Here is an 18,972-nt window from a genome sequence, read left to right as displayed (position 1 = left end):
AAAGTGTCTTGCTGCGCTTGTTAAACGACGGTTCCGACCCCACAGGCAGCGATAGCGTCGCGCGTCGTGTTCTTGATGGTGTACATCATTTCATCGGCTTCACGGATCAGGTCGTGGGCGTTGCGCGCATCGTCGGGGAAACTAGCTACTCCCATGCTGGCGCGGATGTTGAGCGTGAGATTGCCGAACTGGAAATTGGTGTTACGCAGAATATCCCGAAGACGACGAGCGACAACGAGTGCCGAGCTCTTTCCTGTCTGCGGCAGGAGCACCACAAATTCATCTCCACCATAGCGGAAAGCGTAATCGATCAGGCGCAGATGGCCTTTGATCGTGTTGCCGATCTCCAGCAGGAGCCGGCTGCCGATCAGGTGTCCGTGATTGTCGTTGACCAGCTTAAAGCGATCAAGGTCAAGGAACAGGACGCTGAACTCGTATCCGAAACGATTGGACCGATAGACCTCAGACTCAATCGTGTTGTAAAGATGCCGAGCATTGTATAGGCCCGTGCAGTCATCGGTGATCGTCAGTTCCTGGATCTTCTCAACCGAACGCGCGTTATCGATAGCGATGGCGGCGTAATCGGCAAGCGCCTGCAACAGCATGAACTGATCGTTGCCGAAACGAGTCATGTCCACGTTGATGAGCTGGATGACGCCCAGAATGCGACTCCTGGAGGCGAGAGGGACGCATAGGATGGACTTCGTCTTCCACTTGGTCATTTCGTCGACGCGTGGAGCAAAGCGCGGGTCCTTGGTCACGTCGGGAACGACGAGCGGCTCGCCATTTTTGGCGACCCATCCGGCGATGCCCTCGCCAATGCGGAGGCGGACGGACTTGAGAGAGTCGCTGGCATCGCCGACGGCAATGGCGAAATAGAGCTCCTGGTGCTCATCGTCCGTCATGAGCAGGCTCCAAGTATCAGGCTGAAAATATGCCGCGACCTTCTCCATGATGGTCTGGAGAATCGAGTCAAGGTTCAGGGAAGACGTGAGTGCCTTGGCTACATCGTGCAGGATGGCGAGTTCTGACTTCGATTGGTTCGTCTCGGCCGGGTGTTGCGGTCGCGTCATCTATTTTTGCCCTGAATGATTGCCGGTAACCCTAGGCCGGCTGCCACATTATAGAGCTTGCAGGTACTCCGGGTAGAACTCGAAAGTGTGGGGCGCGCGAATGCGATAGTAATGTGTTTGATTTGAACTTGTTCCCTTTACGTTTGACTTTCAGTTTCAAGCATTTCTATCATTGTGGGAGAACTGCATATCTCCATGTTGGAATAGATGCGAGCGCCCGCCGAAGCGCCCGCGCAAGAGATTGCAGTCCTTAGTCCCAGGTTATCGGCAAGGGTGACCTACTTGGCATCGTTTGGGGAAAGTCTAAAGCAGGCGCGGAAGGCGAAGAAGATCTCGCTGCAAGAGATCGCAGAGACGACGAAGATCGGAACGCGGATCCTGCAGGCATTGGAAGATGAGCGCTTCGAGCTGTTGCCCGGCGGAATCTTCAATAAGGGATTTGTGCGCTCGTATGCCCGCTGCGTAGGAATGGACGAGGAAAAAGCAGTCGCCGCTTACATGGCCGCTGCGAATGTGCCTCCACAGGAAACGACTGACATGCAGACGATCTCCTCCCAAGTGATTGCTGCACGGCCAAAGAAGAGCGAGCCATTCATAAATCCGATAACCGTGGTCAGTATTCTCGCGATTTGCGTGGCTATCGGCGTGAGCGCTCTCTGGTTCACCGAGCACAGGAAAGAAGAGCGCGAATCAAGGGAGCAAGCGGCACAACAGCAACAGACGCAGGCTCCTGCGACGACACAGGCTCCAATCGTTGCTATTCCTAACGACAATCCATCGGCCAACCCGACAGATCCTAATGCAGCGCAGAATCCCACGCCTCAGAACGCCACTCCAGCCGCGCAGATGCAAACACAGACAGGCGCGCCCGCAGGCGCAGGCCTGAATTCAGGAGCACAGCAGTCGGCTCCGGTAGAGGTTTCGATTTCGGCTACATCTCGATCGTGGATCAGCGTGAGGAGCGATGGCAAGCCGGTTGAGACTTTGACGATGGATCCGGATAAGCCGGATGTCGCGACTCGCAGCTACAAGGCGAAGGAGCAGTTGAAGGTCATTGTCGGTAATCCGGCGGGTGTGAACGTAACCTATAACGGCAAGTCCGAGGGCGCACTTGGGCCGGAAGGCCACAGAGCAACGGTGACTTTCACTCCACAGGGAATGGAGAAGCAGTAGAGGTTTCAACGTTTCAAGGTAGCAAGGTTTCAAGGTTGAAGGTGGGGCCGCGAGAGATCGCGGCCCTTTCTCATTTTGCCTTCTGTATGTCTAAGCGGCGCGGGAGAGAGTGCTGCGGACAGCTTCGGCGCTGGCTCCGTAAACGAGGTGCGAGGCGAGTGCGCGAATGTGCGACGAGGCAGGGTATTGAGTGGGGGCAGCGGACAGGCCCGTGAGCGGCACAGCGGTTTCGTCGGCAATGGCGAATAGCAGGGTTCCGAAGATGGTGCCGAACCCGGCGTGGGCTTGGGGAAAATACTCGGCAGCAAGCCCATACATGGCGCCGATTGCGGTGCCAAAAGCGTAATGCAGGACGGGGCCTGCCACGGCCTTTTCCTGATAGGAGAGGGGGCGGAAGTGGATGCCTTGCGCCAAGCGGTCGGCCGCCTTCATGGTGGCGTCTTCCTGATGCGCACCGGAGGCGGCCTCACGTTCTTGGCGAGTTTCGGTAGCCCGGCTGACGAGATTCTGGAACTGGTTCATGGCCCAGGAGGCGGCGAGTCCTGCGATGGCTCCGAACAGGAGTCCGCGGAGGGGGCGGGCAGAGCTATTGTTCATGGGAGTGACCTCCCGGTGTTGGACGCGGGAGAGCGGGGCGAAGTGGCTCGGTGTGCTCCGTCTAACGGGGCGTGCGGAGGAGCAGCGGGCCGGAGCAGGAGTGCACGCCAGAGCCGCAGGGACGCAGTTTGAGGTCCTTGGTGAAGCAGGCTTCGAGAGAGATGAGTTCGCCATCGTGACAGGAGGTGGCGAAAGAGCCTCGCGAGGAGTTGGCCTGCTCGAAGGCACGGATGAGTTCGGAGGAGTCGCGGCGGGAGTCGCTGGCGAGAGCGGAAACGCTTGGCGGAATTTGCAGCGATTGGAAGGCGTGTCCGACTGCGGTGAAGTAATCGCGGGCGGAGAGTCCGGAGTAGATGCCGTGGCACTGCCACTCGTGCTGGATGAGTCCGGCAGCGGGGTAGAAGTTGAGAGCATAGCGGACGACGTCCTGAGCAACGGGTGAGGTGTGCTGGCAAGGCTGGTCGAGGCGTCCACGCTCGGATTGGGCCCAGAGTCCGTGGACGACAAAGGTGCGGTGGCGTCCGGGGCCGCACTCGTTGGCGTCTCCGGTGTGAGTGGCGCAGAAATTAGGAGCCCAGGAGAGAGCGAGGATGTAGTACTCGAAGTCTCCGGGAGCGCGTTGGTCGAAGCGGCGTTGCGCGGCGGAGGGGGTGGCGAGGATGGCGGTGAGCAGAAGGGTGGCGAGGAATGAGCGCGGCATAGGCGTCTAGTGTAGCTTGGGAGCGAAGCTAGGGGCACGTGGTCCTCGTGGCCAAAGCACATTCAAGAGAAACAGATCCACTTGAACGGGCAGCGGGCGTATAGATCCCAGAGTTGGAAAATCGCCAACTCTGGGCCACCGCCCTTTGATGATGGCGAACATCCTGGTTCGGGTCGCGCAGGAATAGAATTGACGGTTTGATGTGGGCGAACGGGAGTGTAAATGAAGCAGATTGCGGATTGGGCGCTGGAGATGGCCGTGGCTGAAGGCGCGAGTCATGCCGAGGCTCGGATTGTGAACGAGCGGGCGCGGTCGCTAGGCACGCGGAATGGTCGCGTGGCGGTGGCATCGGATGGGGAGTCGCTGGGGCTTGGCGTGCGGGTGGTTGCCAATGGAGGTTGGGGATTTGCGGCGACGCAGGTGTTGACGCGCGAAGGAGTGGAGCAGTGTGCGCGGCTGGCGGTGGAGATTGCAAAGGCTTCGGCGCGGGTGCAGGTAGAGCCGGTGGTACTGGCAAAAGAGCCGGCGGCGGTGGCGGAGTGGGTATCGCCCTGTGCTATTGATCCTTTTACGGTGCCGATGGAGCAGAATTTTGAGCTGCTGAGGAAGTTCGATGCGGTGCTGACCGGGGTGGAAGGTGTGACGCTGGCAGAAACGAGCATGCACTTCGGCCGGTATGAGCAATGGTTCTATTCGACGGAAGGCGCGGCGATTCACCAGACAAGGACGACGACGGGAGCGGGATTTGCGGCGCATGCGTTTGAGGGTGATTCGATTCAGACGCGGTCGTATCCGAACTCGTTTGGGGGGCAGTATCAGGCGAAGGGGTATGAACTGGTCGAGGAGTTGAGGCTGCTGGAGAACGCGGAGCGCGTGGGGCGGGAGTGCGTGGAGCTGCTGAAGGCTCCGCAGTGTCCGGAGCGGCGATGGGATGTGGTGCTGGACTCTTCGCAACTAGGGTTGCAGATACATGAGTCGATCGGGCATCCGATTGAGCTGGATCGCGTGCTGGGGTATGAAGCGAATTTTGCGGGGACATCGTTTTTGACGTTGGACAAGCTGCACACGCTTCGCTATGGGAGCGAGCTGGTGAACGTGGTGGCCGATGCAAGGCCGGAGCATGGTCCGGGGTTGGGGACGTTTGCGTATGACGATGAGGGCGTGGCGGCGCAGTGCGTTCCGATCATCACGAAAGGGCAGTTCGAGGGATATTTGTCATCGCGCGATACGGCGGCGCTGATTGGGCGCAGCAGGTCGGGCGGGCATATGCGGGCCGAGGGCTGGGCGCGGGTTCCGATTGTGCGCATGACGAATGTGAGCATTCTGCCGGGGGAGAAGCCGTTGAGTTTCGAGGAACTGATTGGCTCGACGGATGACGGGATTTATATGGAGACGAACCGCTCGTGGTCGATCGACGATAAGCGGTATAACTTCCAGTTTGGGTGCGAGGCGGCGTGGGAGATCAAGGGCGGGAAGCGCGGAAGGATGCTGCGGAATCCTTCGTACTCTGGGATTACGACGGAGTTCTGGAACTCGATGGACGCGATTTGTGATGGGCGGTACTGGTCGCTGTGGGGGACTCCGAACTGCGGGAAAGGGCAGCCAGAACAGGGAATGGGAACAGGGCATGGCGCGGCTCCGGCACGGTTCAGGGGTGTGAAGGTCGGTGGAGCGTATAGAGGGTAGTCAGGTTTCCGCGAGGTTGGCGAAGTGCGCGAAGTTTCGCGAGGTTGGGGGCAGGTGACCTGGGGCAGCAGTTGAGATGCGAGCGGAGGCTGGGGTCCTTCGCGTTGCTCAGGATGACATGCTAAAAGCAAGAGCAAGAGCAAGAGCAACTACCCCACCCTAAACTCGCCAGAAGCGCGAGATTTAGGATGGGGCACCCTCAAGGGTGTACCGGGATTGGGAAAATCGATGAATGCGAATGTGGTGGCGGATAAGGCGTGGTGCGGGGAGATCTTTGACCGGGTGCGGAAGTTATCTGACGCTCGAGATGTGGAAGTCACCGTTACTGGTGGGCATTCGGCACTGACGCGTTTTGCGAATAACGGAATCACGCAGAACGTGAGCGAGGAAGGTTGCGAGATCTCGGTGCGGGTGCAGTTTGGCGGACGCACAGCGAGAGCGACAACGAATCGCGTTGATGACGAGAGCCTTACTCGCGTGGTGAAGCAGGCCGAAGCATTGGCGCGGGTGCAGGAAGAGGATGACTCGTTGCTGCCGATGTTGACTGCATCCGAGCAGGGAAATGCTCCCGAGTTGGCTCGATACTGTGAGCAGACGGCGGCGATGTCGGCAGCGGAGCGTGCAGAACAAGTTGAGAGCATGGTGGAGGTGGCACGCCGGAGCGGGTTGAACGCCGCAGGAATTTACTCGTGCGGCGAGAGCTTCGAGGCGTTGTTCAATTCGCATGGAGTGGAGCGGTGGGACCGGCATACGCTTGCTGAGGCTTCCGTAACGATGCAGGCGAGCGACAGTTCGGGCTGGCAGAAGCAGAACTACACGAGCGCCACACGTCTGCACGCGCGCAAGCTGGCTGAAATCGCGGCAGAAAAGGCACTGCGGTCGAAATCGCCAATCGAACTGCCACCCGGGAAGTACACCGTCATTCTTGAACCTTCGGCCGTGGTGGACCTGCTTGGGTTTCTCGTGGCGGATTTCAGCGGACTGGCGCTGTTGGAACAGCGGTCATGCCTGAACGGGCGGCTGGGAACAAAGCTATTTGGAGACAACATGTCGATCGTCGATGACGTGGGTCATCCGGAGCAGACCGGGCAGGGATTTGATGGGGAAGGCATGGGACGACAGCCGTTGACGCTGATTGAGAATGGCGTTGTCCGCGAGGTGGCTATGGCGCGCGGGACGGCCGAGCGAATACGGAGTTCCGATTTATCAGAGAGGTTCAAAACGATACACGCAACGGGGCACGGGTTCAGTTTGCCGAATGAGGGCGGTGAGTCCGCATCAAATATCGTATTCAGGGTTGCGCCGGGCGACGCGAAGAGTCTCGAACAGATGATTGCGCAGACCGAGCGCGGATTGCTGGTAACACGCCTGTGGTACATCCGCGAAGTGGACGCTTACGAGAAGATTCTGACCGGAATGACACGGGATGGGACCTTCGCGATTGAAGACGGCAAGATAGGCAAGGGAATACGCAACTTTCGCTTCAATCAGAGTGTGGTTCAGATGCTCAAGCACGTTCTCGATCTGGGAGAGCCAGTGCGAGCCTGTGGCGAAGAAGCATTTGACATGGTCGTGCCTGCGATGAGGGTCGAAGAGTTCCAGTTTACTGAGACGACACGTTTTTGAGTTCGTAGGCACATAGGTGCAGGACTCGAATGGGGTCGCAAAGTGGATACTTTGGTAATTATATTTTTCACAAGGTGAGGGCTATGCTGGCGAATGTGAAAACTGAGCATGCAAACGATCTACGTTGCGCTGTCCGCTTTCCGCTGAAATTGCCAGTGTCCCTGATGCAGAATGAAGAAGTGCGGGAGGGAGAAACGCAGGACATCTCTGCGGGTGGGGTTTTGATACATTGCGGAACCGACTTTCCTGTGGGCTCGACCATCCGGTTTTCTATCTGCATGCCTGCGCAAACTCTGGGCTCGGAAACGGACGTTCAGGTTGAGTGCGTTGGCAGGGTTGTGCGCTGTGCTCCCGCGGGGGATCGAGTGGCTGTTGGCGCAATTATTGACGAATATAAATTCTCCCGATAAGCTATGGGCTCAAACGAACTCTGCAGTGAACGGGATGGGAAATGGCCAATGAAGAGGCCGATCCGCTAATACCGCTTGACGGTTTAGAGGACGATTCAGAAGCGGCGATCCGGGTAATCTTGGCTGATAGTGAGCCAATTTTCCGTGTTGGTGTCCGGAAGATTATCGCGGTAGAAGACGACATCCGCATTGTGGCCCAGGTGGAGTCGGCAGCGGCTGCTGTGAACGCCGTTGGACGGTTCGAAGCCGACCTGATCCTGTTTGAACGCGGGTTGAGCGATTCCCCATTTGAGGTCATCAGCAGCATGGTCGCTGTGGCTCCAGCGTTGAAGGTGGTGCTGGTGGCGAGTGAGCCTAGCGAGGCCGATACCTGCGAGTTTCTAAAGCGCGGGGTTCGTGGAATCGTTTCGCGTTCCATCGCTCCGGATCTGCTGATCCGATGCATCAGGAAGGTGCACGCAGGCGAGACGTGGCTGGATAGCAGGGGCGTGAACTGGGTCATTGAGGCGTATCGGGCGCAAGCTTCACAACTGACGTCGCCGCGCGCCAAGGTCAAGCTGAATTCCAAGGAATTGCAGATCATTGCTGGCGTGACTCAAGGTCTGCGGAACAAAGATATCGCGCAAGAGGTTGGGACGACCGAGCAGGTGGTGAAGAACTATCTGCGGAAGGTATATGACAAGCTGGGCGTCTCCGATCGTCTGGAATTAGCTCTGTACTGCATGCATCACAAGTTGCTGGAGAACTACCAAAAGCCCGAAGGCGATAATGGGGCAGCGGTCAGACCCGGCTACATGGCGGCGGGCGGTCCGGCCAGCACGTTGAAAAATTAGCGCAATCCAGAAATAATCCACAGTAATTCACATCCATAATGCTGTTGTCGTGCGCACGAGAGTGGTTGCGTACGTTACAATTGAAGAGTTCGCGAAGGCGAATCCTGCCTTGTAAGCGGAGAGATGGCCGAGTGGCTGAAGGCGCACGCTTGGAAAGCGTGTATACGGGAAACTGTATCCAGGGTTCGAATCCCTGTCTCTCCGCCAGCACTTCCTTCAACTGAATAAACGATGCCCCCTCGGCAATCATCCGATTCGTCGTTGAGCAGTTCACTCCATATCGCGTTTCACTCCTTGAATTTCTGTATCGGCCATCACGAACCAGCCTCTTTCGAGAACCAGCCTCGTTAATCACGAGTGCTGTGAAAAGTGCCATTCTGAAAGCTACTCTGGGTGAGTTCGCGGAGCATTGAGGATCCCTGAATGATGCGTTCGCTTTTCGCTCTCTTACTTCTGTTTGCGTCAACCGTTTTGATGGGTCAACAGAAAGCTTGGCAACCGTCTCCCGGACATGTGCAGATTGCAATTTGGCCGGGTATAGCGCCAGACGCGCAGCCTGTTGCTGCGCCCGAGACCACAAGCACTTCCGAAAAACCGATTGCTGGCAAGTCAGTCCTCTTCGTCGACAATGTCTCGCGACCGACGATAACGATCTACTCACCGGAGAAGAACAACACCGGAGCTGCCATCGTGGTATTTCCCGGCGGCGGCTATCAGATGTTGGCCATCGATCTGGAAGGGACTGAGGTGTGCGACTCGCTAACCTCAAGGGGGATTACCTGCGTGCTGTTGAAGTACCGCGTGCCTAATTCCGGAATGCACTGGGACAAGGGATGCAATTGCCAAGTGCGCCCGAAAGCACCGACCGCGTTACAGGATGCACAGAGGACGCTGGGCTGGCTGCGCCTGCATGCCTCGGAGTGGAATATCGATCCTCACAAAATTGGAGTTCTTGGATTTTCAGCCGGTGGGCACCTGGTGACCGATATCAGCACGCATTTCAGTAAGCGTGCGTATACGCCAATAGATGCTGCGGACAGGGAGAGCTGCCGACCGGATTTTGCCGTGAGCCTCTATCCGGGGCATTTGTGGATCGACGAGAAGAAGTTTGAGCTGAATCCCGACATTCGTGTTACGAAAAACACGCCGCCTACCTTGATCGTGCAGGCCGAGGATGACCCCGTAGACAGCATTAACAACTCACTCGTGTACTACATCGCGCTGAAGAAGGCCGAGGTTCCGGTAGAAATGCATTTGTATGCTAAGGGCGGACACGCGTTTGGAGTGAGGCGCACGAAGTTCCCGATCACGACGTGGCCTCAGCTCTTGGAGACATGGTTGAAGACAATCGGAGTTGTCTCGGAGTAGCGGAGCGGGTTCTTGGGAGCAGGTTCGAAGCAGTGCAGGAGAGCCAAGGAGAGAAGTGCGGTGAGCGCATTGCACACCGCACTTAACAGTTACTGAACCATGTTCGACCACGGTCCGCGGTCGGAGGCGTTCGGGTTCATGGGCGCGTCGTGGGTGATATGAAAGTCAAAATCTGCGGGCGCTACTTCGCGATCGCGTGTCACACCGGCAATTGATGAGGCGTTGTCACCGGAGACGAGTCGCTTCAGATCAACGACAAGGTTTTGTAGAAGATCGGCCTTGCTGCGCAGAGTTTCGCCTGCGGCCGCGCTCTGTTCGGATGAAGCCGCGGTGTGTTGAACCACTTCCTCCATCTGCGTTATGGCGTTGGTGATCTGTGCCAAGCCGGTGGCCTGTTCCTGGCTGGCCGCACCGATGTCGGCGACGAGCTGGTTGACTGACTGCGAGCTTTCCGTGATGCGGGCGATAACGGCAGCAACTTCGTCAACGCGCTCCTTGCCTTCCTTTGACTTGGTAAGCGATTCCTGGATCATCAGGTCGGTGTCTTTCGCCGCCTGAGCACAGCGCTGAGCAAGATTGCGAACTTCGTCGGCCACGACGGCGAATCCCATTCCGGCATCTCCGGCGCGCGCGGCTTCTACTGCGGCATTGAGAGCGAGAATATTCGTTTGGAATGCAATGTCGTCGATGATCTTCAAGGTCTTGCTGACTTTCTCGCTCGACTTGTTGATTTCGGTGATAGCACCGATCAGCAAACGGAGCTTCGCGTTGCCATCTTCGATTTCGTGACTTGTTACCGTGGTCAACTCGACGGCGTTGCGCGCGTAGGTCGCGTTCTGCTGCGTCATCGCATTGATTTCCTGAGTCGAAGACGAGGTTTCCTCAAGGGCCGCAGCCTGCTCGGAGGAGCCTTCCGCAAGAGATTGTGCGCTGGTTGAAATCTGCGAGGCGGAGTTGGCCACATCTTCGGATTGAATGGACAGTTCCTCCGATACATAGGTCAGTTTGCGAATGAGGTCGCGGAGAGTCTTTGCGGCGAAGGCTGCGATCACGATTCCCATAAACCACAGTGCGGCAGTGATCAGCCGGGCAACACGAGTGATGAACTGGTTGGAGGCGCGATCCTGTTGAAGGAGCGTGCGCGAGCGTTCAATGTGTGAATTGGCAGTCTTTGTGAGCTGTTCGAAGAGTGGCGTCAGATTCTCTCTCGCGTATTTGGCGGCTTCGTCCACATTTCCTGCCGCGAGAATTGTGTTCAGTTCCATGCGCCGCTGGTCGACAGAATTGATGACCACAGAAGATGAGCGAAGCTCAGCCTTTCCATCTTCGGTGATCGTGAGAGGCGTTAACGTTTCGATGTCCTTCCGCGCGCGGGATATGGCCTTTGTGAACGCGTCGTGGGCTTGCGTCACGCCTTGCGGATTTTTGGCGTAGGTGTTGAGCATAGCGCCACGATTCGCAAAACGCATTTCTGCCACTGCAGTCTGGAAGTCAAGATTGGTCTCAATCTTTACTACTGTCTTGTCCACGCTGTTGTTGTAGTTGTCATTTAGTTTTGCGAGCGAGCTAAGGACAAAGAAGCTGAGCACCCCCAACAGAACGAACAAGCTACCCAGAACAATCCCAAGCTTCCTACCAAGAGACATTTCAATCCTCATCACTGCTGGATTCAGCGCGTTGACGCCGCGCAACACGCCGGGATATATCGGCAGAAGCTCTTAGTTCCTTCAAGGCTTAAAGGAGCTACAGCAGATATCAACCGGCGCAGCTATGCGTTCCGTCGTGCGAAAGTGTGCCTGTTGCGGTCGCCCCGGCGTCGCAAAGCCACTTCCGTCAGTCGTTCGCAAGTTTCTGCCTCGACGGCGAAGAGATTTCGTAGAGGAACCTCATGAAAGTGCCGATAGGGAAGCCGATTCTGGGGAAACGCAAGCCTGTCCTCTGCAAGCAGAAGACGTTCGCGAAACTCGCGAACAGTCGCCACCTGTATGAGGTGGAAGTTGAACACCCTCGGAGATATGGGAGGTGACGAGGGCGGCAACATGGGGATTTCGATGTTGTTTGGAATCGTGACGCAAAGACTCATTGGGAGAGTTAAGTGCATTTGTTTCGTAGTGCGATGGTAGTAACAGTTCTGGGTGCTGTGGCGTTTGCACAGTCTGCTCCGACTACAGTTCCAGAAAATACGACAGCTACACACACCAAGCTGAAAAAGAAGGCCGCTGCATCGAGCAACTCAGAGGTTCAGCAGATGAAAGAGTTGCTGCAGAAGCAGCAGGACCAACTGTCTCAGCAGCAACACGCGATTGAATTGCTGCAGCAACAGCTCTCAACGCGCGACTCGCAACTGAAGACGGTTGAGCAGAAGGCGGAAGCTTCGGCTGCTACCTCGGAAGAGGCGGCGAAGAAAGCGGAGTCTGCGAAGGCCGAAGCCGACAAGCAACAGCCAGCCGTCAATAGACTTGAGGCTGATGTGGCCGAAGTAAACTCGGACCTGAAGACGGCCTCTAACCAAGGCAAGTCCACCGAAAGACGACTCGAAACAGTTGAAGGCACGTTGTCCCGTTTCCGCTGGAGCGGAGATGTGCGTGTCCGGAACGAAAGCTTTTTCCAGGAGCGCACGCAGTTCCGCAATCGCTCGCTCGTCCGTATGCGTTTTGGATTTGAGAGCAAGCTGAATCAGGACTTTTCGGCTGGCATCTTCATGGCCACTGGCGGAATGACGAATCCGACGGGAGCCAATGAGACGCTAACCAACGCGTTCGATCGCAAGGCAGTCGGCTTCGATCGTGGTTACGTTGTCTACAATCCAAAGGCGGCGAAGTGGGTTTCGGTCACGGCCGGTAAGTTCGCGTATACGTGGAACAGAAGTTCGGTCACATTCGATCCAGATCTGAATCCTGAGGGTGTCACGGCGAAGTTGTCGTTCGACATAAAGAATCCGGTACTGAAGAACATCAGCTTTACCGGCATTCAACTGATGTTGAACGAAGCATCGGCTGGCGATGATTCGTATGCTTCTGGCGGGCAGGTTGCCGCAACTCTGAAGCTGGGATCGCGTTGGAAGATGGTTCCAACGTACTCGATGTTGAACTGGCACAACATTGACGTCATTCTGAATGAGCCGTCCTCCGTGACTGGTGCGACGACGATCGGAGCTTTTGCCCCGAATGGAATGACGAACCAGACGTACAAGGATTCAGCCGGGGTCAGCCACTTCGCTTCGAAGTTCAACTACTCCGACTTCATCCTGAACAACACGATCCAGACTGGGATCGAGCGTTTGCCGCTGAATTTGTCGGGTGAATGGCTGGTCAACTTGCGGGCTGCAAGCAAGCGTTCGCACGCATATGTGGCGGAGGCAAGCCTGGGACAATCAAAAGCCAAGAACGATGTCCAGTTCGGATACGAATTCCGTCGTGACGAGCAGGATGCTGTGATCTCGTCGTTTGCCGAATCGGATCAGCGAGCTCCGACAAACGTTCTGCAGAACCGCGCGTTCGTTCTCTGGAAGGTACGTTCGAACGCGACGCTTGGCTACACACAGTGGATTGGACGTGTGCTGGATTCGAGAGCTCCGGGTGCGAAACTTACAACCGGAACTAAGCCGGGTCAGATCGATCCATACCTGAATCGTGGACAGTTTGACTTGGTCGTGAGCTTCTAAACTGAGTCAATTCTCAATGCCCCATCGCGGTCTGACGACCACGGTGGGTTTCTTTTTTCAGAGAACACGGGTTGGGTTCGCCCTGCTGTATAACCACCTTCATAAAAGGTACATCGCTATGCTGCAGCGTTGCGGACTCGTGATTGTGCGGACGCATGCTGCCAAGACTGGCATCCAATACGTTGGTACGAGTGCATGTGAATTCTGATCTGGAGTCGCAACAGAATGTCATTTAAAGCGAAGACGAGGATCATCACTGACCACAACGAAGTTCGAAGATGGGCGGAGCAGCACGGCGCCAAACCAGCGTGGGCACGTGCGGCAGATCGTAATCATATAGGCGACATCAAACTGGAGCTGGATCCTAACTCGGAAGTTGAATCGCTTGACCCTATCAGTTGGGACGAGTGGTTCAGGCACTTCGAAGAACAACGTTTGGCAATGAAGGTTCAGAATTTAACGGCGTCAGGGCAGACGAACAACTTCTATAAACTCGTGATACGCGAGGCCGCGGAAACTGGTGAGGATATGGCGGCTCAGCAGGCGGAAACTGCGCACAAAAAGGTATCGAGAAAGTTTGCCACTCCATCAGATGTGAAGTCGCCTCAAAGGCGTAAGGGCGTCATCAACTTCTCACGTAATCCATCTGGCGGGCGAGCAGCGTAATCAGCAGGGCAGTGTTGCATGCTGCCTGATACGCGAGATAAACAGAGTGCGATTGGCTGATGCCTTCGCACTCTGCACTTCTCTTCATTCAGGATTACCGCACCCCGGGGCTGGAAGGAAGCCAGATTCTGAATGTTGTTCCGGTTGCGGAGGAGCTTTGAGCTGTGCAGGAGCGGAACTTTATTTTTCCTCCGTTCTTCTCTACAAGCTGCTTAGAAATCCATAATCCAAGTCCCGTCCCTTTGTCGCCTTTGGTCGAGAAAAACGCGTCGAACAGCCGTGGACGAATCTGTGGAGGTATTCCGGAACCATTATCGGCGATGAGCACGACATAGCCCTGCTGTTGTGTGTTCCAGTTCCTTGCTGGGTGAACGCGGATAGACAACTTTCCTGCGGACGGCATTGCATCGACGGCGTTCAGGATAAGGTTCGTGAATACCTGACGAAGCTCTCCCGGGTACGCAACGATAGATTTGGTTTCAGAAAACTTCGTTTGCGCCGACACCCCAGCCTTTAGCAACCGCGGCTTTTGAAATTCAAGAATGCTGGCGATCAGCTCGACCAAGTTTGTCTGAACGGGTGTGGGTGACTCCCGGTAGAAGCTGAGAGTGCTGCGCGTGATTGTGGCAGCCCGTTGGAGTTCCTGCTCGGCGAGTTTGAGGTACTCCTTGATTTCTTGCGGAACGCGGTTGTCAGTTCGAGACATGTAGAGGAAGCCGGTTGCGGCTTCGAGTGGGTTGTTGATCTCATGGGCGATGCTGGCGGCCATGCGTCCGGCTATGGCGAGCTTCTCGGTCCTGACCAGCGCTTCCTGCGCCATGCGTTCACGAGTGACATCCAGGATGATGCCGACCAGACGCACAGGACGTCCGTTCTCGTTGCAGAAGGCCTTGCCCCTGGAAATCACAGTCCTGACATCGCCATCATCGCGAAGAATCCGGAACGTGGCGTCGTACTCGTGGCGCTCGGAGAGGGAGGACTCAATGAGAGCCTTCGTTGCGGCGCGATCGTCGGGGTGAATGCGATCGATGAAGTCCTCATAGAAAAGCTTTCGGGGTTCGTTTACTCCGAACAATGCGCGGCATCGATCATCCCAGTACAACTCGCCGGTTGTAAGACTTCGCTCCCAAGTGGCGAATCCGGAACTCTCAGCGGCGAGCCGAATGCGTTCTTCGGAATCGATCAGCTTTGAAAGTGCTTCGGCCCTCTTCTCTTCGCTTTTCGAATACGCATCATTGAACAGCCACACTGCCTGAGCCGCGCGTGGCACAAGAGGCACGAAGGCGATGGCCGTCACGACTGAGGCGATTGCGGTGAGCACTTTCACTGAAGTTGACAGCCAATACATCGGTTCCCAAATGGTGACGACTTCAAAGAAGTGAGTGAATCCGCAGGCGACGATAAAGAGTCCAAAGGCTACGAATACCCAGCGGAATCCGAGGAGGGATTGCGTCTTCTTGAGAAGGAGAGCAAGGCCAACGGCTATGGTGACATACGATAGCCAGATAAGCCCATCAGATACGGCGTTGGTCCAGATCAAGGAAGGATCGCGAAGGTAGCAGAACTGATGAGGCAGGAACGTCGTCGATAGTAGCGACCGCGTAACTCCGAAATGAACCACTGCCCAGACGCCTACGCATATCAGCATAGAGATCGCAACAGCAGTCGTTACTTTAGGAAGGGCCTTCATTCCTATTCTCTATCTGGCTTGATGAGCCAAGGAAACATTCGCATATAGATGCGACTCACCAGAGGAGACGTTTTCAGGTTTATTGAATCAAGGCTACTGGCAAGTGGAGTACTGCTATGGAGAGGAAATTCACAATCGGGGGATCGCTACAATAGCTCAATGTCAAGTATGTGTGATCAGGTTGTTATTCGCCCATTCCGATCGGGCGATGAAGAGGCGTTTCGAAAGCTGAATGAAGAGTGGATTACGAAGTATTTCCAGTTGGAAGAAAAAGATCGAAAGATGCTGGGGAACCCGCAACTGATCCTCGAGGGCGGTGGGCAGATAGTGTTTGCTCTCTGCGGCAATGAGATCGTTGCATGCTGTGCTCTGGTGTCGATGGGCGAGGGGGAGTTTGAAGTATCGAAGATGGCAGTCACGGCTTCGCATCAGGGGAAGGGAATTGGAAGGATCATGTTGAAAGCCACGCTGGATTTTGCGCGGGATTTGGGTGCACGCCGGCTCTATCTCGAGACCAACAGTAAGCTTCATCCGGCGATCAGACTCTATGAATCGCTGGGGTTCCGGCATATGGCCGACGATGAAATTACTCCTTCGCCGTACAAGCGCGCGGACGTCTATATGGACTTGATACTGCGCTGAGTGCCCTGGCCGGATCAACTCCGGCCAAGATTGCGATAGAAATTCTGGTCGTAAGGCTCGTGCCTAAGCAAGTTACTCTTTCTGATTTGTCTGATCCTGTATCCACGAAAGCGCTCGCATAGCCGACGGATAACCCAGTGTCGTGATGGCGAGCACCGTAACGTGCTCGAGTTCGGCGGCAGTGACACCTGCATCGAGAGCATGACGAACGGCGGAGTGAGTCGCACCTTCGAGTCCGGACCCAATCGCGAGCGCAACTTTGATGAGACGACGGCTTTTCTCGTCTAGCGGGCCTTCACCATGACATTCATCAGCAAGATTCGAGAAAGCATTCCAAACTTTTGGATGGTTATTCCTGAAGTGTTGATTGTGATCTGAAGGTTGGGCCATGTACTCATTACCTCCGTAGAGCAGGAAGTATAGCGCATGCGTGCCTCAGCCAATCACATCGCGCAGGGCGTTAATTGTGCTTCAATGTGCGCTTGGAGGAACTCATGCGTATTTTTCGGATGTGTGTGATAGCCGGTGTATTGATGCAAGGCATGATGTCTGCGCAAAGCGCCTCTTCGACCAGCGCGACCGTGACGAAGGTCGCGTTGCCAGCTCCATCGCGTTCGGGTGGAATGACGCTTGACGAGGCGCTGGCAACGAGGCGTTCAATTCGAAGCTTTGCACCCACGAAGCTGACCCAACAGGAGATTTCGCAATTGTTGTGGGCAGCACAAGGAGTCACGGACAACAAGGGACACCGGACCGCGCCTTCCGCGCATGCGAAGTATTACCTGCATGTGTACGTTGCGACTGCCGATGGCCTTTCAGAATACATCCCTTCGGGGCATGCGCTAGAACAGCACTCTGTGAAAGATTTGCGTGCGCTGCTCAGCAGTCAAGATACGGTGAAACATGCACCGGCCGTACTTTTGATCACAGGCGAGTATGACCGTGCAGGCAAGGGAACAGGCGAGCGATTTGTGGATCTAGAAGCAGGTCACGCGGCACAAAACATCCTGCTGCAGGCGACCGCCCTCGGACTTGGAGCGGTGCCGGTCGGGGGTGTCGATGCGAAGCAAGTACAGGAAGCCGCTGCGCTACCCGCAAGCCAGACAGCGATATATCTGATTCCCGTCGGACATCCGAAATAAACTGCTCTGCAATTCTGCTCAGGCCGACCTTCGTGCAAGCATTCCGGAGATGCGCTGCATGAGAGTCGGCTGCTCTGGCATTTGCCCATTTGGAGTGAGGTGGTCGACGATGACCGGAAGCAGCGCCGCGAGAGCGACTTTTGCGATTCCGGGTGAAACGCCGGCGCGCGAAGCGAGTTGCTGCAATTGCTCTGACCCAAAGCCCTGTTCGGCTTGATCGGGAGAGATCGGCTCATTCTCGCCGGTTCCGACCCATGAATTCGCTTGCTGCGACATGCCGTGATGTTGGAAGCGCTGCAGCAAGCCGCTCAGACCTCCGGATTGCCCGCTTTGAAGCTGATTCAGAAGTTCCTGGGCAACACCTGCGTGCTCAGAGTTTTCGCCGCCCCCGCCAATGCCCCCGAGAAGACTGCCTAAGAAGCTCATGTAGACCTCGCAAATCGGAATGCGTACTTGGATGCCGCGATCAAGATTCCTGCGCAGGCCCAACGAGCTTAGTTACTGATTACCGTGCCCGAGATCGCGCAGCTGCTCTGAGGCGAGCCCGTATAGCGGAGGCACTGTGACTCCGAGGAGCCCCAAGTAGGCGTAAAGCTCTCCGCGGTGATGAATCTCGTGTTCGACCATGGAGCGCAACAACTTCCATGTAGTCATGGGAGTGCCGTCGGCAGAGGAACACTTTTGCTGGAGTTGATCATCGGTCAGGCGTGAAAACATCTGCACGGATTCAGCATGCAGGCGCTGCATAAACGCGACTACCGCCTGGCATTCCCTGGCGAACTCCGGGCCGCAGCCCGCATATTTGTTACGCCCGCCAGAGGCGCATTCGGCGAAGACATAGCGCTCGGTCGCTGCAATGTGTCGCGCAAGATCGCCGAGGGAGAACTTGCCCTGCACCGGACGCCAATCAATCTGGCCAGGTGGAATACAGGCAACGATGCGCATGGTACGTTCGCGCACGCGGCCAAAGTAGTCGAGAAAAGGCGTGATGGTACGGATTTCCATGCGAGACAGAATATAGCCGTTTTGGCGTTATTGTCATGGACCTACCAGGGAGCACGGAACCCTCGGATTCGGAAGTCTTTGGGCATTCACGGGCATCCAATGTGCCCAGGATGGCCGGAGATGGGACACAAAACAGTTCTGGATGCGCGCGTTGCTGGGACACTGGCTGAAATGCCTCGGCATCCTCGAGTGGCGCCGCTGACCGTGCGAAGCATTCTCGATAAAAGGCACTCACATCCCTTTGCAGTGCAGGTCGACGCAAGCGTACAGGATGCTGTGCGATTGATGGCTGAGCAGGACACGTGCGCGGTTCTGGTGATGGATGGCAATCGCACGGTGGGTGTCTTTTCATGCCGCGATTACGTTCGCCTAGGTTCGGCCACCGTGCCCGGAGCGGCGCTGAGCGATGTGATGGCGCCCTGCAACATATCGGCGACCGTAGAGAGTTCTGCGCTGGATGCTCTCAGCCTGATGCGGGATCACCGGTTGCAATACTTACCCGTGCATGAAGGAGAGAATGTGATCGCGCTGATGTCACGAGAAGACATCCAGGAAGAGATCATTTCGTATTTGGAGCAGGTGTTCCGAGAGTATGGGCTCGATCAGCAGATTGTATTTCTGCCAGGAACTTATAGCTGTTAAGTGACGAGCGCGGTGGCAGGTAAACACGAATCTGATGAAGAACGGAGGAGATTGG

At 56.2% G+C, this 18,972-nt stretch carries 19 protein-coding genes and 1 tRNA gene; 12 read left to right on the top strand and 8 right to left on the bottom strand.

The window, feature by feature from the left end; all coding sequences use genetic code 11:
- Positions 1–20: 20 nt before the first annotated feature.
- Positions 21–1,073, bottom strand: coding sequence for a sensor domain-containing diguanylate cyclase (locus tag AC6IZD_RS10475; RefSeq protein WP_497783253.1), 1,053 nt, complete (start codon positions 1,071–1,073; stop codon positions 21–23).
- 282 nt (positions 1,074–1,355) lie between these two features.
- On the opposite strand from AC6IZD_RS10475, the gene AC6IZD_RS10470 reads away from it, so the two are divergent.
- The gene (locus AC6IZD_RS10470) at positions 1,356–2,246 is read left to right on the top strand and encodes a helix-turn-helix domain-containing protein (RefSeq protein WP_497783252.1); all 891 of its coding nucleotides are present in this window, start codon (positions 1,356–1,358) and stop codon (positions 2,244–2,246) included.
- A 90-nt stretch (positions 2,247–2,336) separates the two neighbouring features.
- On the opposite strand, the gene AC6IZD_RS10465 is transcribed toward AC6IZD_RS10470, so the two are convergent.
- Positions 2,337–2,843, bottom strand: a complete 507-nt coding sequence (locus AC6IZD_RS10465; protein WP_497783251.1) for a DUF1440 domain-containing protein — start codon at positions 2,841–2,843, stop codon at positions 2,337–2,339.
- A 61-nt stretch (positions 2,844–2,904) separates the two neighbouring features.
- Entirely contained in the window at positions 2,905–3,543 is a 639-nt protein-coding gene (locus AC6IZD_RS10460) for a ribonuclease T2 family protein (RefSeq protein ID WP_497783250.1), read from the bottom strand.
- A 222-nt stretch (positions 3,544–3,765) separates the two neighbouring features.
- On the opposite strand from AC6IZD_RS10460, the gene AC6IZD_RS10455 reads away from it, so the two are divergent.
- The 6 genes from AC6IZD_RS10455 (at position 3,766) to AC6IZD_RS10430 (ending at position 9,466) form a co-directional block, all read left to right on the top strand.
- Positions 3,766–5,229, top strand: a complete 1,464-nt coding sequence (locus AC6IZD_RS10455) for a TldD/PmbA family protein (protein WP_497783248.1) — start codon at positions 3,766–3,768, stop codon at positions 5,227–5,229.
- Positions 5,230–5,457: 228 nt separating this feature from the next.
- A complete protein-coding gene (locus AC6IZD_RS10450; protein ID WP_497783247.1) occupies positions 5,458–6,855 on the top strand; it encodes a TldD/PmbA family protein in 1,398 nt (465 codons plus the stop codon).
- Positions 6,856–6,884: 29 nt separating this feature from the next.
- On the top strand, positions 6,885–7,265 hold the full coding sequence (locus AC6IZD_RS10445) for a PilZ domain-containing protein (protein WP_497783246.1): 381 nt from the start codon (positions 6,885–6,887) through the stop codon (positions 7,263–7,265).
- Between the two features lie 41 nt (positions 7,266–7,306).
- Positions 7,307–8,098 carry a LuxR C-terminal-related transcriptional regulator gene (locus AC6IZD_RS10440; RefSeq protein ID WP_497783245.1) on the top strand — a complete coding sequence of 264 codons (792 nt, stop codon included), beginning with the start codon at positions 7,307–7,309 and terminating at the stop codon, positions 8,096–8,098.
- Positions 8,099–8,215: 117 nt separating this feature from the next.
- A tRNA-Ser gene (locus tag AC6IZD_RS10435) sits at positions 8,216–8,305 on the top strand.
- Between the two features lie 216 nt (positions 8,306–8,521).
- Positions 8,522–9,466, top strand: a complete 945-nt coding sequence (locus AC6IZD_RS10430; protein WP_497783243.1) for an alpha/beta hydrolase — start codon at positions 8,522–8,524, stop codon at positions 9,464–9,466.
- Positions 9,467–9,555: 89 nt separating this feature from the next.
- On the opposite strand, the gene AC6IZD_RS10425 is transcribed toward AC6IZD_RS10430, so the two are convergent.
- Positions 9,556–11,112 (bottom strand): methyl-accepting chemotaxis protein, encoded by a 1,557-nt coding sequence (locus AC6IZD_RS10425; protein WP_497783242.1) that lies wholly within the window; start codon positions 11,110–11,112, stop codon positions 9,556–9,558.
- Positions 11,113–11,561: 449 nt separating this feature from the next.
- On the opposite strand from AC6IZD_RS10425, the gene AC6IZD_RS10420 reads away from it, so the two are divergent.
- Both AC6IZD_RS10420 and AC6IZD_RS10415 read left to right on the top strand, forming a co-directional pair.
- Positions 11,562–13,130, top strand: coding sequence for a putative porin (locus tag AC6IZD_RS10420; RefSeq protein ID WP_497783241.1), 1,569 nt, complete (start codon positions 11,562–11,564; stop codon positions 13,128–13,130).
- A 225-nt stretch (positions 13,131–13,355) separates the two neighbouring features.
- Positions 13,356–13,796 carry a hypothetical protein gene (locus tag AC6IZD_RS10415; RefSeq protein ID WP_497783240.1) on the top strand — a complete coding sequence of 147 codons (441 nt, stop codon included), beginning with the start codon at positions 13,356–13,358 and terminating at the stop codon, positions 13,794–13,796.
- 94 nt (positions 13,797–13,890) lie between these two features.
- On the opposite strand, the gene AC6IZD_RS10410 is transcribed toward AC6IZD_RS10415, so the two are convergent.
- Positions 13,891–15,486: a sensor histidine kinase gene (locus tag AC6IZD_RS10410; protein ID WP_497783239.1), complete on the bottom strand. Its 1,596-nt coding sequence runs from the start codon at positions 15,484–15,486 to the stop codon at positions 13,891–13,893.
- 159 nt (positions 15,487–15,645) lie between these two features.
- Between AC6IZD_RS10410 and AC6IZD_RS10405 the strand changes: the two genes are divergently transcribed.
- The gene (locus tag AC6IZD_RS10405) at positions 15,646–16,128 is read left to right on the top strand and encodes a GNAT family N-acetyltransferase (RefSeq protein WP_497783238.1); all 483 of its coding nucleotides are present in this window, start codon (positions 15,646–15,648) and stop codon (positions 16,126–16,128) included.
- A gap of 72 nt (positions 16,129–16,200) precedes the next feature.
- Here the strand turns inward: AC6IZD_RS10405 and AC6IZD_RS10400 are convergent, their stop codons facing one another.
- Positions 16,201–16,518 carry a carboxymuconolactone decarboxylase family protein gene (locus tag AC6IZD_RS10400; RefSeq protein WP_497783237.1) on the bottom strand — a complete coding sequence of 106 codons (318 nt, stop codon included), beginning with the start codon at positions 16,516–16,518 and terminating at the stop codon, positions 16,201–16,203.
- Positions 16,519–16,622: 104 nt separating this feature from the next.
- On the opposite strand from AC6IZD_RS10400, the gene AC6IZD_RS10395 reads away from it, so the two are divergent.
- The gene (locus AC6IZD_RS10395; protein WP_497783235.1) at positions 16,623–17,270 is read left to right on the top strand and encodes a nitroreductase family protein; all 648 of its coding nucleotides are present in this window, start codon (positions 16,623–16,625) and stop codon (positions 17,268–17,270) included.
- A gap of 18 nt (positions 17,271–17,288) precedes the next feature.
- On the opposite strand, the gene AC6IZD_RS10390 is transcribed toward AC6IZD_RS10395, so the two are convergent.
- Together AC6IZD_RS10390 and AC6IZD_RS10385 are read right to left on the bottom strand one after the other, a co-directional pair.
- On the bottom strand, positions 17,289–17,696 hold the full coding sequence (locus AC6IZD_RS10390) for a YidB family protein (protein WP_497783234.1): 408 nt from the start codon (positions 17,694–17,696) through the stop codon (positions 17,289–17,291).
- A 72-nt stretch (positions 17,697–17,768) separates the two neighbouring features.
- Entirely contained in the window at positions 17,769–18,275 is a 507-nt protein-coding gene (locus AC6IZD_RS10385; protein ID WP_497783233.1) for a DinB family protein, read from the bottom strand.
- 120 nt (positions 18,276–18,395) lie between these two features.
- On the opposite strand from AC6IZD_RS10385, the gene AC6IZD_RS10380 reads away from it, so the two are divergent.
- The gene (locus tag AC6IZD_RS10380; protein WP_497783231.1) at positions 18,396–18,917 is read left to right on the top strand and encodes a CBS domain-containing protein; all 522 of its coding nucleotides are present in this window, start codon (positions 18,396–18,398) and stop codon (positions 18,915–18,917) included.
- Positions 18,918–18,972: the final 55 nt, after the last annotated feature.

This window comes from Koromonas humicola, assembly GCF_059726255.1.
This window is presented reverse-complemented; position numbering and strand designations above follow the sequence as displayed.

Bases quoted from the DNA above. Each gene is read 5' to 3' on its own strand.
- AC6IZD_RS10475 (WP_497783253.1), bottom strand. From the start codon at position 1,073: ATGACGCGACCGCAACACCCGGCCGAGACGAACCAATCGAAGTCAGAA.
- AC6IZD_RS10465 (WP_497783251.1), bottom strand. From the start codon at position 2,843: ATGAACAATAGCTCTGCCCGCCCCCTCCGCGGACTCCTGTTCGGAGCC.
- AC6IZD_RS10460 (WP_497783250.1), bottom strand. From the start codon at position 3,543: ATGCCGCGCTCATTCCTCGCCACCCTTCTGCTCACCGCCATCCTCGCC.
- AC6IZD_RS10455 (WP_497783248.1), top strand. From the start codon at position 3,766: ATGAAGCAGATTGCGGATTGGGCGCTGGAGATGGCCGTGGCTGAAGGC.
- AC6IZD_RS10450 (WP_497783247.1), top strand. From the start codon at position 5,458: ATGAATGCGAATGTGGTGGCGGATAAGGCGTGGTGCGGGGAGATCTTT.
- AC6IZD_RS10445 (WP_497783246.1), top strand. From the start codon at position 6,885: ATGGGGTCGCAAAGTGGATACTTTGGTAATTATATTTTTCACAAGGTG.
- AC6IZD_RS10440 (WP_497783245.1), top strand. From the start codon at position 7,307: ATGGCCAATGAAGAGGCCGATCCGCTAATACCGCTTGACGGTTTAGAG.
- AC6IZD_RS10430 (WP_497783243.1), top strand. From the start codon at position 8,522: ATGATGCGTTCGCTTTTCGCTCTCTTACTTCTGTTTGCGTCAACCGTT.
- AC6IZD_RS10425 (WP_497783242.1), bottom strand. From the start codon at position 11,112: ATGTCTCTTGGTAGGAAGCTTGGGATTGTTCTGGGTAGCTTGTTCGTT.
- AC6IZD_RS10415 (WP_497783240.1), top strand. From the start codon at position 13,356: ATGTCATTTAAAGCGAAGACGAGGATCATCACTGACCACAACGAAGTT.
- AC6IZD_RS10410 (WP_497783239.1), bottom strand. From the start codon at position 15,486: ATGAAGGCCCTTCCTAAAGTAACGACTGCTGTTGCGATCTCTATGCTG.
- AC6IZD_RS10405 (WP_497783238.1), top strand. From the start codon at position 15,646: ATGTCAAGTATGTGTGATCAGGTTGTTATTCGCCCATTCCGATCGGGC.
- AC6IZD_RS10400 (WP_497783237.1), bottom strand. From the start codon at position 16,518: ATGGCCCAACCTTCAGATCACAATCAACACTTCAGGAATAACCATCCA.
- AC6IZD_RS10395 (WP_497783235.1), top strand. From the start codon at position 16,623: ATGCGTATTTTTCGGATGTGTGTGATAGCCGGTGTATTGATGCAAGGC.
- AC6IZD_RS10390 (WP_497783234.1), bottom strand. From the start codon at position 17,696: ATGAGCTTCTTAGGCAGTCTTCTCGGGGGCATTGGCGGGGGCGGCGAA.
- AC6IZD_RS10385 (WP_497783233.1), bottom strand. From the start codon at position 18,275: ATGGAAATCCGTACCATCACGCCTTTTCTCGACTACTTTGGCCGCGTG.
- AC6IZD_RS10380 (WP_497783231.1), top strand. From the start codon at position 18,396: ATGGGACACAAAACAGTTCTGGATGCGCGCGTTGCTGGGACACTGGCT.